Genomic DNA, 13,807 nt, shown 5'->3' on the forward strand with positions numbered 1-13,807 from the left:
CTTACGAGAAGTGTTTTCCATTGTCGTCATACTTCTCTTTGCCGACTTGGTCACGGGTTAGCGCCCCCATTTCCGTTAAAGTCACAGGTTTGCTGGTTTTTGCGTCCGCTAATTGCCATGTTTTTTTACGCTGTCCAGTGAGCTCATCTGTCACTTCAACAGCTTCAAATCGATTAGCAAACACCGTATTTTGAGCCGAACTGTCTGTCTCTGTTGTCTGTTGATAGCGCTCTTGCGCCGATTGATCTCGTGTTAATGCCCCACGCTCGCTTAACGTCACTGAGCTTGTCCCTGCATTTTCTGAAAGCCAAGAACTCCGTGTATTTCCTGTCACAGAGTCCACCGCTAAAACTCGTGAATATTTATTGGGTGATACCTCTGTGTGAAGTTTTTCAGCCATCAACACAGGCTGGCTTGTGAGCTCATTTTCATCCACTAGCTTCCAAGAACTACGCGTATTTCCCGTTACAGGATCGATATCTAATACTTTCGTATACCGATTCGCAAAAGATCCCATTGGCACGTTTTCTGTCGGTATAGACTGACGACTCAAGGTCGCTTTTGCATCAATTTTTGGTTCTTCAATTTTTGGCTCATCAACCGTTCGTTGTTGATAATCAACTGTAGGAATATCGGGTTGTGTTACGGTATAACCTGATTTTTCTACTGCCGTTGGTGGCGTTAACTCGATATTCATCACTGATTTAAATGACGTTGGTAGTAATGGTGCTTTCTCTTTATTATCATTGTTCGACTGAACAGAATTGATGTGGGTGTTTTCTGCCGGTGATGTATAGTAATTGTTTGTAATATAAGTATTATACATATTTTCATTATGGCTAGTATTACTTGGCAATAATGGTGCAGTCGGCGTTAATAGCTCGGGTGAGGATGGTGCAAAACGCGGTTTAACTCCATCAACCTCATCATCGGTAACTGGCGTTTTTTCCGGAGACAAAGCAGGTGAGGAAGCTAAGTCCATGTGAACTGTCAACGGTCGGATTGTTTCAATTTTCTCTTCTAACGCTAAAAACAAGTTATGAATTTGACACGCTTTATCCACAAACGATTTACGTGTATGTTTCTGATACTCTTGAATAGCAGCATTCGCCCTCATATCACAGCCATGGCTGAGAGAGCTCACTAGAAAATCGCTAACAGGATGGAGAGCAATCTCATCCTTGCTAAAATAATGACCAAGCGATTCCTTAATTGCGGGGTCGACATACCTTTGTTGGTAACGCTGCCCCAATATTTGCAACTGATCTTTTCCTAACGTCGAAATAGCAGATTCAATTAACTTATCAAACAGTTTTTCTTCATGGCTTAATAAATGTTTTGCTTGCGTATTTTTTTCACCCATTTTATTCAATTTCTGAATCAAATTAGCCGCTGCATCCAGCAAGCCAGTTTCTTGGCTCAATTCTTCTGGTTTTAAAAGTGCTAAAATAATTAAATGATTCTCTGGTCGATAATTAATTTCTTGCTGGGCTAAATTTCCACTCGCCCCTGCGCATAATACAGAGTTAATCATCTCTTTCGTAATCTCAGGGTGAGACTGCGTTAATATCTGGTGAATATCTTCAGATTGCTGAACATGATTATGCTGATGTAATGTATTACGATTTCCAGAGATGGAAACTTGATTATTCATTTCTTGATATAAAGGTAAAATGCTTTCACTACCAGCAGAGTGTACCGATGCAATTTGTGAGGCAACTGAATCAGTTTTGGTAATCTGCATGGGCGTTAATTGCGCATTTGAAAAACGCCGATTTTCAGATACAGTGCTTCCATTAATAGGCATAACAACTCCTCATAATTACTTATGATAAAATTTATAATTTTTATTCGCTTAAATCAGATATTGATTAAACTCATATTGTTTTGATTTAAGTCTTTTATCAATTGAATTAACAACTGCACCAAAGTTTCGAAATGACTATTATCTTGGCGGAATGTTTCTAATAACCTCGAGACACTGCTATTCACCGAGTTTTTTTGGGCATCTATCGCTGTTTGTAAACTTTGGAATGATTGAGACATCATATCGCTTCCGTCCCAGTCAACCGGTGCATTTCTGATACTTAAGTAAATTTCCCTGATTGCTTTGAAGTCTGGATAAACATGTATTTCTTTTCCAATTTTTTTAACCACAAAACCTTGCCCAGATAATTTTTTTTCCCAAAAATTAAATTCAGTATCGATGTCTGAACCAGCTTTAATTGTATATAACTGTGGGGTTCTCTTTCCATATTCGCTGGAATCTAGAGTACTAAGATACTCCCTCATACTACCTTTACTGCTGGTATTGTTATCCGTTGTATTTTTCTTGCCGAGATCTTGCCCCCACATTTCACAATATTCAGCTAATAATTCACTTTCAGAATATGAAGATGACTCGTAAAAAGAGTAATAATCTCCATATGACATCCCTGAATATTTTGATACGACTTTGTCAAAATCCATCAGAAACGCTTTGGGTTTGAATTTTATTTTTCCGTCACTACCAGAGCTAATATTAGCGCTCAACTTACTTAATGCAGTATTGATGTCTTGCATATATTGTGTCGAGGCTTTAACAATTTCGCCGTATTTTTTCTGGTAATCTTCGTGAATTTCGCTAATTAAATTTTGTGTTGCCGTAATATGACTTCGACCATCCTCAATAGGTTGGGAAGCTCGTTTATACCCATCGGATGAGTATTTCATCGCCATCATTACTGAGCGGTATTGCTCTTTAATTTTATCAAGATTATCCGAAATAGACTCTTCACGGAATGGAACATCAGTGGCTGGCGCCCCCAATTGTAATGCCAGCTGAGCACCTTTTTGATAAACATCTAAAGATGAATCCAATGCCAAACTTTCCCCCATAATGGGCGAATGATTCTGAACATTTGTGCTTTCTGTTACTGGCACTTTTACTGAAACAACCTGATTTGAATGTACATATGGGGTAATATTCATCGCAAGTTAGCCTCTCACCACACTTTGGAAGGTGCGTAATTGGCTCTCACGGATTTCACGCAAATGTTCATTCATCTGTTTGACTAAATCACTGCTTTTATCGACTTGCTTATCTTTATCAGCAGATACGCTACGCGCCATATCCGCAACGGATTGCTGGGTCATTTTGTTGGCTTCTTCTGATTTTACATTCACCTGATTCGCTGAAGTCACCATTTGACCTGCATTATCTGACATGCGAGAGCCTTGCTCAGCCATACCTATCTGAGTACGCGTTTTGTTCATGATGCGTTCATGCTCATCTCGCTCCGCTAATCCTAATTTATTGGTACGCTGAGCGGCCTCTGTACCACGCTGATTAGCCAGTGCTTGCTGTGCGGGTGTCGCTTGGTCTGCCAGCTCCACTTTTACGCCGTTTTTAGTTTTTAATTCAAGAGAATTACTTTTAGGTGATGACAGTGAATTCGTATTAAGTTCATTTAAACGATCCGCAGCGGCACCATTTTGGTTTGCTTTGACTAAATTGTTTTTAATTGACTGATTCTGTTTATGCAGTCCTCGTGCTTGAAAAGCCGTTCCTGCCGCGGTAATCGCTAAAGAGGTGAAAAAGCCGGTCAGCGCGCCACTGAACATCTCCTTACCTTCTTTAATCGTCGAGTCAGCAGCTGCTTCAACCTTTTTCGCATTCAGAGTCAAAAAATCCGCACTGATACGACGGTCCGATATATTTAGCTCAGCAACCACTTTACAAACAATCTTAAGTAATTCCAGCATGATATCACTGCTGATAATGCCAACAAATTGCTGTTCTTTTGCCCCTTCTACTGATTTAGCTGATTTCTGATCAGTCTCAATCATGCCTGAATTTTGTGGCACTCTATCAAAGAAGCTACTGCCTATCATGACTTGAATGGCAAGAGCAATTTGTTTGTAATCACCTTCATCAAGTTGCTGATTATTTGATAACACTTGATTAAGTGTTTTACTTTCTGCCGCAAAGACTTTCTCTACAGCTTGTTGCGTTTGTTCCGGTGTTACTCGAATAAAACCATATAAGTCATTTAATAGCGTATTTTTTTCCACAGACCCCAATTCGGATAATGCAACTTGCATTTGCGTTGCAGCCATCATGGATGTAGGAACAGATAATGCAGGCTTTTCAATAGAATTTTCAGCGAAATTAGCGGAAACATCATGTAATTTAACGTCCTGACGTACTCCATTTGTTGTAAAAGACTGCGTTTTAGGCATCAGCGCAAATTCAGCGCCATTCTGTTGAATCTGTGCAGGTAAGTTTAATGATTGAGCGATAGTCGTCATATAAAAATTCTCCAAAAATTTAAGCGAAGCGAGCCGTTTTCAGCATATCGACTTTATTGTTATTTGATTGAGTAAGAGAGGTCATCATGCCACTGAACATGTCATCCAGTTGGGCATAGCTTTTTGACAAGGATTTGATTAACTCCTCAAGTAATGCCGTTAGGGCTTGAATAGTTTCATCATTCAACATCATACCCGCTAACATCTCTTTCATATCACGCATCTGAGCCGATGCTTCTAGGCGTAAGCCTCCGGAAGTTGCCGCGTTTGCAACAGAAAGGCCCGCGCCAGTTCCTTTCATTCCAACTTCTAAACGTGCCATTTTTACGCTTTGTGCTTTTCCTGAAAAAGCCGCTTTTTCTACTGTCTTACCAATGTCTTTGACATCATCAAGTTTGTCAGCAACCTTAGCGACTTTGGCAGAATCACCAACTTTCACCATTTGCCCACCCAAGGATACATAATCAGAGGATTTATCAGCGGCTTTGGCGACATTTTGAACGTCGTCGAATTTATCGGCTAATTTAGAGAATTTGGTCAGTTTCACCATTTCATCACTACTATCAGCCACAGAATGACCCACTTTTGAGCCTTTCGTTGCTATATTCCCCAATGCATTTGTTAAACTTTTTGGCATCGCTTTAATTGCGCTTTTCAACAATGCCCCTGCATTTTTTACAAGAATTTTCGCGACGTTTTTAACGGTATTGGCGATATTTTTGACAAAAGAGGACATAGAAAGCAAAGAGATAGCTAAAAAAGCAACAGCGGCTAGTACCATCCCCACGATGCTACCAATTTTCTTCGCTTCTGCTTCCGGCACACCAAAAGTGATCAACATGTCAGTGACTGCATTAGAGATTTCAGTTGCTAACATTTGCATCAAACTGCCCTGACCGGTCTCTTCCAGTACAATGTCGGCAATAGACATCGCAATACCAATCGCGGCAACCGCAAGCGTTAGAGGCGCAGCAGCACCGAATGTTGCTACCGTCGCGATTACCGATACCGCAAGCATCACATAACTAAAAATTTTACTGGCACAAGAGGCAGCCTTGTTAGCATCTGCCGCTTTACGCTCAGCCTCTGCAGCTTCTTTCGCCTTTTTATCTGAATCTTTACGAGAGGCTTCATTGATTTTCATCATCACCTCTTCTTGCTCTTTCATATTGCGAAGCGAATCTTCATTCATCGCTTTTTTTAATTGAGCCGTTAACATCGTCAAGAGCGATAATGTGTTTTCCCACTTATCACCTTCAACTTCGAGAGAACGAGGGGCAGAATCAATAAATTGATTAAGTTTTTGACGATCAGCATCTGCGACCGCTGTAATATCAGAAGCTTGATCTAGTAATGTCTCTAATGAGGTTTGTAGCTGATTTACTTCCAACTGCAATGCATCACCTTGATGAATCAGAGTATTTTCACTTGCAACCAACTCATGCTGTTGCTGAGTTAATACATCTATTTGCATCGCTAAATGGGTGATATTCGCTTCTAACGTAACAACTTGCTGATGTACAGCCTCTGTGTGAGGTTTTGGTTGTGCATCAACTTGAGCCAACAACGCTTTTTCAGTCGATAGCTGCTTTTCTAAATGCGTCAATTGCCCTTGATTAGCCTGTAATTTTATTTTTTGATTCTGGTGCTGGGCTGCAACTGTCGATAATTGGGATTTCGCCGAGGATAAATTATCTTTACTGATATTCACTTGATGCGTGAATTCACTTAATTGTTTCGTCGAAGAGGAAAACGTATCGAGTAACTTCTTCCCTTGTTCACGCAAAGCTTCGGTCTCAAAATTAAGAAACTGAATACGATTACTCAATTCATTCAAGTTACCTTCATGCAACAATTGACGTAATGATACAAAAGATTCAATCAGTAATGCATTAACATTAAAGCCTTTCATTTGTGCAGTTTCTGGTGATGATTTCATCGCCATCATTTTGGGTTTTAACAACTTTGGAAGGCTTTCACTGCGTTGGTTCTTTAGTTGTTCATTAGATGCTAGTTCACCACATGCCGCTTCTAATGCCAGCACAGCTTTAACACTTTCATCCGCCAAACCAAGGGGGTTCGCCCCCTGTAAAAATTTGTGAATATTATTAATTCGCTCACTTGTCGATGTACTAGAAGCATTTGACGTTACAACTTGGCTCATGTTGTTTCCTTTATTCCGTATTTGAGTCTGCAGAGGCAGGCTCAACTTGCTCAAGGTTTTTCTTTAAGGCTGTTAAATACGCTTCCGATTTTTTCTGTAAATCGATATCGGTGCTATTTTCAACCACACTTTCAAAACAATGGATGGCAGCACTGCTTTTTTTCAGCATCAAATTACATTGCCCTGCATGGAACAAGGGACGGTAATCATTTTTCGCCAATACAAATGCAAGCGCGTATAATTCTGTCGCTTTCTCATAACGTTTCGTTAGTTGGTATACGGCGGCCAGACCCATCACGTAGTCTGTATTGTAGAAATCGTAAATACTTAAGAATCGAAAGAATGTTTCCGCTTCTTCTAATTTTCCTTGCTGATAAAATTCATAGGCATAAGCATAAATACCATCCATAGTTGCCTGTGGAATACCATGAATATCTTTATATGTTGCACCATCCATAAGCGCTGTTGTAATTCCGTCTAGTAATGTTTCCATTTCAATTTGTGTATTTTCTGTTTCAGTATGATTCATATTTTCACCTCGTTTATCATGCGTGACATATGATGCAGACCGCTACCTTGCATCATAATTAATCAAATTCTTCATTTCTTATAAAAAACGATTTAATATGCAAATAATTAATTTACAGTGAAATCATTTTATGAATGAGAGTGGGATGGAATAAGTTTTTCCAATACTTCATCCACATCAATTCCTAATTTTTCTAATTCAATACGGATTAACCACGTCACTATTTGCATTACGTCCTGTAATCCTTGTTCATCAATAAAACTATCCTTTTTATAATTCCGCCATATTTGGCGGGCTAATATAATATCTCTCACTACAGGTATGTTTTGTTCTTCCGCATATTTAATTACTGCTTTCGCTTGTAAGCCCCGAGTCTTAAACATTAAGAACGGTAATGGTGAAATATTCGCATCGTAATAAATCAACATGGCAATATGCGTCGGATTCGCCATAACAAATGTTGAGTTCTGAATACTTGACTTAACTTCTTCTGACAAAATTTCTTGGTGCAAACCTTTGCGAGCACTTTTAAGATGCGGATCCCCTTCATTATCCTTATGCTCTTTCTTGACCTCTTGTTTTTCCATTTTTAGGTTTTTAATAAACAAGAAAAATTCAGCTATCGCATCCACTAATACAATGATGACAGCAACAGCCAAAAAAACAAAAACAAATATAATACAAAGGGTTACCCATTGTGTTGTCATACCGTTAATTGTCGTTCGATATAACATAAAAATTTCGTGTCGCCATACAATAAAAAATGTTGTGGCAGAGACACTAAATACCAATAAGTACAGAATGGCTTTAATGAATTCCTTTAAGGAATTCAAAGAAAATATTTTTTTAAATCCCGCGATTGGGTTTAACTTTGTAAAATCTAACTTTACTGCTTCCGTTGCCAATCTAAATCGACTTTGTAATAAAGAAATAATGGCACCAGACAAAAAACAAGCGATTAAAATCGGTAAAACAATGCTCATAAATATTTTTGAAAATTGCCACAGCAAGTCATCAATATAAATATCATTAGGGTTTAATAATATCTTCTTCATTAAACCGCCAAGGTTATACAAGCTGGACATACCATCAACAACAAATGCACCAGTGACTAATACAATTGCTGCAATCGAGTCTTTACTTTTATAACTTTGTCCTTTTTTAGCGGAATCTTTTATTTTTTTGTCGGTAGGCTTTTCTGTTTTTTCAGCCATGCAAACCCCTACCTTAATTAAGGAGAAAGAAATATTTCATGTAACGGTGATAACGAAATCATATTAACCAAGATATCTGGAACTTCATTTTGAAAATAAAGTAAAAATACAATAAACGCGATAATCGATTTAATCGCTAGCGATAATGAAAACGCATTCAATTGTGGACAAAATCGAGAATATAATCCCAATGCAACTTCAGAAATAAATAGAGTGACAATAATGGGTGCTGTTAAAATCACACCGTTAACAATCGCTTTATTTAACCACTCACCTAAAGGCAAACTCTTGAATGACGTAAATCCATGGGCAAATGGCAATAGCTGGTAACTTTGAGCAAATACATTTGCCAGTTGATACATGCCACCTTGTGCAAGGAAAACCATACAAACAATATAGCTAATAAAAACGGCTAATTCAGAGGCTTCGCTACCACTTGCTGGGTCCACAATACTACTAATTGTTTCCCCTCGTTGAGTATCAATCAATTCACCAATAACATTAGCAATCATAAAAGGCAGACCTAAAATGAATGCTAATACCAACCCAATGCATACCTCATACAGAAAGACCTCACTGATGTTCATTTCACCCCAATTAATTTCATTGGTCGAAAGATAAGGCCACATTCCTAATGCTAAATACGCCACGACACAGTTCTTAATAATCCCGCCATTGAGCAACTTATTGCTCAGGAAAGGTAAGAAAAACATCACCGGAGCGATTCGCAACCAAGCAAATGCAATTTTAATTAACCCCTGCTGGAACGTGAAATACATGGAGGACACTAATCCAAGCATCTCCTGGTTCATCCAAATAATCCTATTGCAGGTAATGCCGTTGTCATCACTTCAAGGGTGTAATTCATCACTTTATCGGCAAGCCAGCCTGAAATCATAAATAGAGAGCCAAATACCGCTAACAATTTGATTCCAAATGGCAAAGTTTGCTCTTGAAGCTGAGTCACTGTCTGTAAAAGACCCACTAATACTCCAACAACCGTCGCAACGATGACAGGAATAGCCGACAGTATCACGATCAACAGCATCGCTTTATTACTGACATAAATGATTGCATCCATCTTCTATTCCTCTAGGTCAATGCTGCGCAAGTTCGAAATACTGCATCACTAATCCTTTAGAAATCAGCGACCAACCATCAATTGCTACAAACAAAATCAATTTCACAGGAACGGAAATAGTCACAGGGCTCATCATCATCATACCGAGTGCCAGTAAGATACTCGAAATGACTAAATCGATAACCACAAAAGGCAAATAGATATAAAAACCGATTTCAAAAGCCGATTTAATTTCACTTAATGCATAAGCAGGTAACAATGAAAATAGCGTAGGCTCAGCCTGTTCTTCTTGAACTTCTATTTCCGTTTTACCTTGCTGGACGGACTCAAAAAAGGTGACCAACTGAGGGTCTGAATATTTCATTAAGTAACTTTTATACCGCCCTAAACCGTTATCTACAAAGTTATCAACCGATTCAACATTGCTAAAATCAACACTTTCATGACGCATATACTGATTCACGTCTTGCAAGACAGGCATCATCACAAAGATAGACAGTAACAAAGCGATGCCATTCAGTGCCATTGTAGAAGGTACTTGCTGCACCCCCATCGCATTACGCACCATAATCAATACAATCGATATTTTTAAGTAACAGGTTCCTGCTGCAATAATAAACGGCAGTAATGTCGATAATGCGATAATAGCTAATAAAGGGATTTCATTTGGAACCGTTGGCATGCTTATAACCTTTTATCCCCTAAGCTCACCAATCTTTTGATTTCTAAGCCCAATTCATCGCTATCGCCAATATAAGTTAGCTCACCTTCAGCAATCAGCTGCTTATTCGCATACACCTTAACTTCACGCTCTTTATTTTCCCCAATGGAATAGACTGTCCCTGGTTGAAGCGTATCGAGTTCACCCACTGTGATATCTGAATGGCCCAGTACAAACGTTAATTTCACAGTAAGACCATGCAAATGAAACGGACGAACCGTCTCATCAACAAACTCCTCTTCCATTGCAGAGTCTATTTGCTCATCTTCTGCTACCGCTAACTGTTCAATCATAAAAATGCCTTCTTGTTGTTTCTTAAAATGAGCAACTAAACGCCCCGCTACAGACATATGAAGCTGTAAATTTTGAATTCGTAATACGTCTCGCAATGCCAGAGATTGCAATATTTTCCCACTGATGTGGCTATAACCTAGAATCCACTCTGCTTGTAATGTGAGCGTCTCAGATAGACCATTCATCGGTTTGGCTTCCTTCAATCCCTTTATCGGCTCTGCTAATAGCACAATGCCAAGCGATTTTTCTTTGAGTGTTAGCCATGGTTGTTGAGGCTGTTCATCATCAATAATTTCGACATGGTGACAACGGAATTGCTCGGAGAAAAATGCATTTCCAGTATTTTCATAAGTAAAAACTTTGCATAAGCTCTTGGTATCCAAAAGATCCCAAGCATAATGAGCCAATTTAGGCCAACGGTGACGACACCAATCCTCCGCGTTCACCAACACTTGAATTTGCTGCTTTTCGCTATTCAACGTAATTTGGAAATAACGCTCTCCCACTTGAGGGATATAGGGAGCTAAATCCTGTTGGAAACGTTGCTGCCACTCGCCAATTTGTTTTTCACGATGGCTAATACGACGAATATTCAGCATTAAAACTCCTCGTCTTGTTGTTTATTCTGCTGTTGCTGTTGACGATGCTGACCTTCACGCTCTTCACGCTCTTCACGCTTAATCACCATTTTCTGCTCACCAGTAAACAAATGCCGATTGTCTTCTAAAGCCTGTTGAACTTCATGACTATAGGTAGAAGCAACCATGTTTTCATGACTTGCCTGAGCTAAAGAAAACGAGACTGATGGCATATTTTGCCATTGGCTAAAGGTGTAACTTAGTGTGCGTTCAGGTGCCACGTTCAATGTTTCACTTGCCATCATTGTTGCTACAAGCTCTGCTGTCAGCTTTGGCGATGTCTGAGGAGACTGCACTTGCGAACTTACCGCAGATCTTACAGCCGATTCTGATTTCATTTGCGCTAGGATATTTTTAGTTATATCCATCTCATCAGATTGAACTAATTCCGATTTTTCAATATTAAAATTTTGTACATCAGAAAATTTTTGCATTTCCAGAGATTCATTTGATGCTAGCTCTAGCTTTCCTGTATTTATTTCTCGTGTGTTCTTATTTGCCTGTACATCTTCATAGGGGCCAGCAGCACTCTGTGTTTGCGTAATTAACTCAGATTCTGTTGAGACCTTTACCTCAGAGGATAAATTTAATGCACTATCGTGCTGAGATGATTTCAATGTTGTCATCTCCGTCAATTCAGCTGACTGCACTAATGAAATCTCCTTCCATTGAGATTGGTGGTCACTCATCGAATGGTTTGACAAAAAGCGAACAATTTTCTGTTCCATTGTTTTCGTGTTAAAAACGGGTGCCACGGATACAGCTGCAACATGGGTAGGTACATTTCCCAGAGGTATATTGTCTTCTTGTGCCTTTTGCCCATTAATCAGTTCACCCGCCGTCTGATTCGCCGAATGACTTTTTACCTCAGCCACAATTCCAGAGGATAAGAACGCCACTTTTGTATCAACGTAAACATTTTGAACTTGCGCTGAAACATTCAGCAAAACAGGAATAGCTAGCTCCTCAGCCGGTTTTTTTTGCTTTTTCTGATTATTGTTTCTTTGGGTCAGTGTTTTTTGCAAAATTTCCTGAGCGTTTTTTTTCACGGAATGCTGCTGACTATATTTTTGATGATTAAAGCCGAATGATGAACTTTTCGCTTCCATTACGGAATTAAACGTACTGTCACTTGGCAGTGATTTGATTGTCGACATGAACAAACAGCTCCTCGATTTCATTCTGTTGCTGGAGCTCTAATTTTAACCACCGAGCCCTACGTTGTTGTTTGAGATATTTTTGGAATTTCTCGCACTTATTACGCAAAATGAGCATCCGTTCTATCATTTGCTGCTTCAATAAATGGTACTTCGATAATTCAGCGTCTAAATTTTCTATCTGATATTCAAATTGGGCTACTTCTGCTAAAACCACGGCTTTTTGTCGTTGACGCTCCCAAAAATCCATTTGTGTTAACTCTTCAGATTTTTCATAGACACTCACCTGAGTGACCAAGATGGCGATACGTTGGCGAATATCCTGATGCTGCTGCTGTAACTGTAAAATGGCGTTGTGTAATTTATTTTGATCTAATTGCACCCTTTCAAGGCGTTTCTCAGTCAATGCTAATAATGAGCTAATCATCAGGATGCCAAACGACCTAAGTGGGTTAACATTCCATCAAAATCTTCTGACTCATCCATACTTTGCTGTAAAAACTGATTGATATTCGATTGCTTATCTAAGGCTCGGTCATTCTCCTGACTTTCACCTCGTTGATATTCCCCTAGCTCGAGATACAACTGAATCTGTTCTAGGCGAGATAAATTTTCGCGCACATCTACGGCAAACTGACGATGCTCTGGCGTTGTCACCTTTTGAAAAACTCGGCTAATACTGTGTAAGATATCAATCGCAGGGTAATGCCCACGCCCCGCTAATTTATGGCTAAGGTAAATATGTCCATCAAGAATAGAACGAATTTCATCACCAATCGGATCCGCCTCGTCCTCGCTTTCTAACAATACGGTGTAAAATGCCGTGATTGCCCCCTGTTTTACACGCCCAGGGCGCTCAAGTAACAACGGTAATTGCTCGAAAACAGAAGCTGGATAGCCTCTCCGCGCAGGTAGCTCTCCCGTCGCGAGCGCCACATCGCGTAACGCCCTTGCGTAACGAGTCATTGAGTCGACATATAACAAAACATGACGCCCAAGATCGCGAAAGTATTCCGCCATCGCGGTCGCCAATAGCGCTGCATTACAACGCTCAATGGGCGGACTGTCGGAAGTGGCATAGACTAAAATAGTTTTATCTGCATGAGGCGACTGCTTAAGTTCCTCAATAAATTCAATTACTTCTCGACCACGCTCACCAATCAATGCCACAATATGAATATCACCATGGGCCTGGTTAATCAGCATGTTCATCAGGGAGGTTTTTCCGCTCCCCGCCGCCGCAAAAATACCCATTCGCTGCCCTAACCCACAGGTTAATAACCCATCAATGGCGCGAATGCCCGTGACCATCGGTTCATTGATGGGACGACGCATATTCACATTCACTGGCGGATTATCAATACGCTGTAATTTGGTTTTTAATTGGGTCACTTCGCTAGGCTTCTGGCTTAATGGACCTTCTAACTCTCCGGACGCATTAAAAATATTACCTGCTAAATGCTCACCCATTTGAAACACAAACGGATACCCACTAGGTCGAATAACGACTTCACGGGTTAAGCCTTGCGCACGACCAATTAAGCTCAGAACCGTTAACCCTTCTTTAAAACCAATCACTTGCGCTTTGGCGATAATATTAGGCTGTGCTAACGACTGCTCAATAAAGCAGATTTCACCGATGAATACCCCATCTAGCGGGGCTTCAATCAAGCATCCATGAATGCGCACAGGATGTGCGCACGAGTCAAATAGCTTCAT

The 13,807-nt window shown here is 39.9% G+C and carries 13 protein-coding genes; all 13 read right to left on the reverse strand.

The window, feature by feature from the left end; genetic code table 11:
- Position 1 precedes the first annotated feature (1 nt).
- Positions 2-1,807, reverse strand: a complete 1,806-nt coding sequence (locus PROVALCAL_RS12780) for a hypothetical protein (RefSeq protein ID WP_006659703.1) — start codon at positions 1,805-1,807, stop codon at positions 2-4.
- Positions 1,808-1,860: 53 nt separating this feature from the next.
- The gene (locus PROVALCAL_RS12785) at positions 1,861-2,970 is read right to left on the reverse strand and encodes an IpaD/SipD/SspD family type III secretion system needle tip protein (RefSeq protein ID WP_006659704.1); all 1,110 of its coding nucleotides are present in this window, start codon (positions 2,968-2,970) and stop codon (positions 1,861-1,863) included.
- Positions 2,971-2,976: 6 nt separating this feature from the next.
- A complete protein-coding gene (locus PROVALCAL_RS12790; RefSeq protein ID WP_006659705.1) occupies positions 2,977-4,290 on the reverse strand; it encodes a hypothetical protein in 1,314 nt (437 codons plus the stop codon).
- 19 nt (positions 4,291-4,309) lie between these two features.
- Entirely contained in the window at positions 4,310-6,454 is a 2,145-nt protein-coding gene (gene sctE, locus PROVALCAL_RS12795) for a type III secretion system translocon subunit SseC family protein (protein ID WP_006659706.1), read from the reverse strand.
- A gap of 10 nt (positions 6,455-6,464) precedes the next feature.
- Complete coding sequence (sicA, locus tag PROVALCAL_RS12800) at positions 6,465-6,983, reverse strand: type III secretion system translocator chaperone SicA (protein ID WP_006659707.1); 519 nt, start codon at positions 6,981-6,983, stop codon at positions 6,465-6,467.
- 128 nt (positions 6,984-7,111) lie between these two features.
- The gene (locus PROVALCAL_RS12805; protein WP_006659708.1) at positions 7,112-8,197 is read right to left on the reverse strand and encodes an EscU/YscU/HrcU family type III secretion system export apparatus switch protein; all 1,086 of its coding nucleotides are present in this window, start codon (positions 8,195-8,197) and stop codon (positions 7,112-7,114) included.
- 17 nt (positions 8,198-8,214) lie between these two features.
- The gene (sctT, locus tag PROVALCAL_RS12810) at positions 8,215-9,009 is read right to left on the reverse strand and encodes a type III secretion system export apparatus subunit SctT (RefSeq protein ID WP_006659709.1); all 795 of its coding nucleotides are present in this window, start codon (positions 9,007-9,009) and stop codon (positions 8,215-8,217) included.
- Entirely contained in the window at positions 9,006-9,278 is a 273-nt protein-coding gene (sctS, locus tag PROVALCAL_RS12815) for a type III secretion system export apparatus subunit SctS (protein ID WP_006659710.1), read from the reverse strand. Before sctS ends, sctT begins: the two co-directional genes overlap by 4 nt.
- 16 nt (positions 9,279-9,294) lie before the next feature.
- Positions 9,295-9,960 carry an EscR/YscR/HrcR family type III secretion system export apparatus protein gene (locus tag PROVALCAL_RS12820; protein ID WP_006659711.1) on the reverse strand — a complete coding sequence of 222 codons (666 nt, stop codon included), beginning with the start codon at positions 9,958-9,960 and terminating at the stop codon, positions 9,295-9,297.
- A 2-nt stretch (positions 9,961-9,962) separates the two neighbouring features.
- Positions 9,963-10,892: a FliM/FliN family flagellar motor switch protein gene (locus PROVALCAL_RS12825; protein ID WP_006659712.1), complete on the reverse strand. Its 930-nt coding sequence runs from the start codon at positions 10,890-10,892 to the stop codon at positions 9,963-9,965.
- Positions 10,892-12,088, reverse strand: coding sequence for a SpaN/EivJ family type III secretion system needle length determinant (locus PROVALCAL_RS12830; protein ID WP_039861997.1), 1,197 nt, complete (start codon positions 12,086-12,088; stop codon positions 10,892-10,894). The genes PROVALCAL_RS12825 and PROVALCAL_RS12830 overlap by 1 nt, the downstream gene beginning before the upstream one ends.
- Positions 12,060-12,515 (reverse strand): hypothetical protein, encoded by a 456-nt coding sequence (locus PROVALCAL_RS12835; RefSeq protein ID WP_006659714.1) that lies wholly within the window; start codon positions 12,513-12,515, stop codon positions 12,060-12,062. Before PROVALCAL_RS12835 ends, PROVALCAL_RS12830 begins: the two co-directional genes overlap by 29 nt.
- Positions 12,515-13,807, reverse strand: a complete 1,293-nt coding sequence (gene sctN / locus PROVALCAL_RS12840) for a type III secretion system ATPase SctN (protein ID WP_006659715.1) — start codon at positions 13,805-13,807, stop codon at positions 12,515-12,517. The genes PROVALCAL_RS12835 and sctN overlap by 1 nt, the downstream gene beginning before the upstream one ends.

Origin of the sequence: Providencia alcalifaciens DSM 30120 (assembly GCF_000173415.1) — a bacterium.
Classification (GTDB): domain Bacteria; phylum Pseudomonadota; class Gammaproteobacteria; order Enterobacterales; family Enterobacteriaceae; genus Providencia; species Providencia alcalifaciens.

Bases quoted from the DNA above. Each gene is read 5' to 3' on its own strand.
- PROVALCAL_RS12835 (WP_006659714.1), bottom strand. From the start codon at position 12,515: ATGATTAGCTCATTATTAGCATTGACTGAGAAACGCCTTGAAAGGGTG.
- sctT (WP_006659709.1), bottom strand. From the start codon at position 9,009: ATGAACCAGGAGATGCTTGGATTAGTGTCCTCCATGTATTTCACGTTC.
- PROVALCAL_RS12825 (WP_006659712.1), bottom strand. From the start codon at position 10,892: ATGCTGAATATTCGTCGTATTAGCCATCGTGAAAAACAAATTGGCGAG.
- PROVALCAL_RS12785 (WP_006659704.1), bottom strand. From the start codon at position 2,970: ATGAATATTACCCCATATGTACATTCAAATCAGGTTGTTTCAGTAAAA.
- PROVALCAL_RS12790 (WP_006659705.1), bottom strand. From the start codon at position 4,290: ATGACGACTATCGCTCAATCATTAAACTTACCTGCACAGATTCAACAG.
- sctN (WP_006659715.1), bottom strand. From the start codon at position 13,807: ATGAAGCTATTTGACTCGTGCGCACATCCTGTGCGCATTCATGGATGC.
- sctE (WP_006659706.1), bottom strand. From the start codon at position 6,454: ATGAGCCAAGTTGTAACGTCAAATGCTTCTAGTACATCGACAAGTGAG.
- sctS (WP_006659710.1), bottom strand. From the start codon at position 9,278: ATGGATGCAATCATTTATGTCAGTAATAAAGCGATGCTGTTGATCGTG.
- PROVALCAL_RS12805 (WP_006659708.1), bottom strand. From the start codon at position 8,197: ATGGCTGAAAAAACAGAAAAGCCTACCGACAAAAAAATAAAAGATTCC.
- sicA (WP_006659707.1), bottom strand. From the start codon at position 6,983: ATGAATCATACTGAAACAGAAAATACACAAATTGAAATGGAAACATTA.
- PROVALCAL_RS12780 (WP_006659703.1), bottom strand. From the start codon at position 1,807: ATGCCTATTAATGGAAGCACTGTATCTGAAAATCGGCGTTTTTCAAAT.
- PROVALCAL_RS12820 (WP_006659711.1), bottom strand. From the start codon at position 9,960: ATGCCAACGGTTCCAAATGAAATCCCTTTATTAGCTATTATCGCATTA.
- PROVALCAL_RS12830 (WP_039861997.1), bottom strand. From the start codon at position 12,088: ATGTCGACAATCAAATCACTGCCAAGTGACAGTACGTTTAATTCCGTA.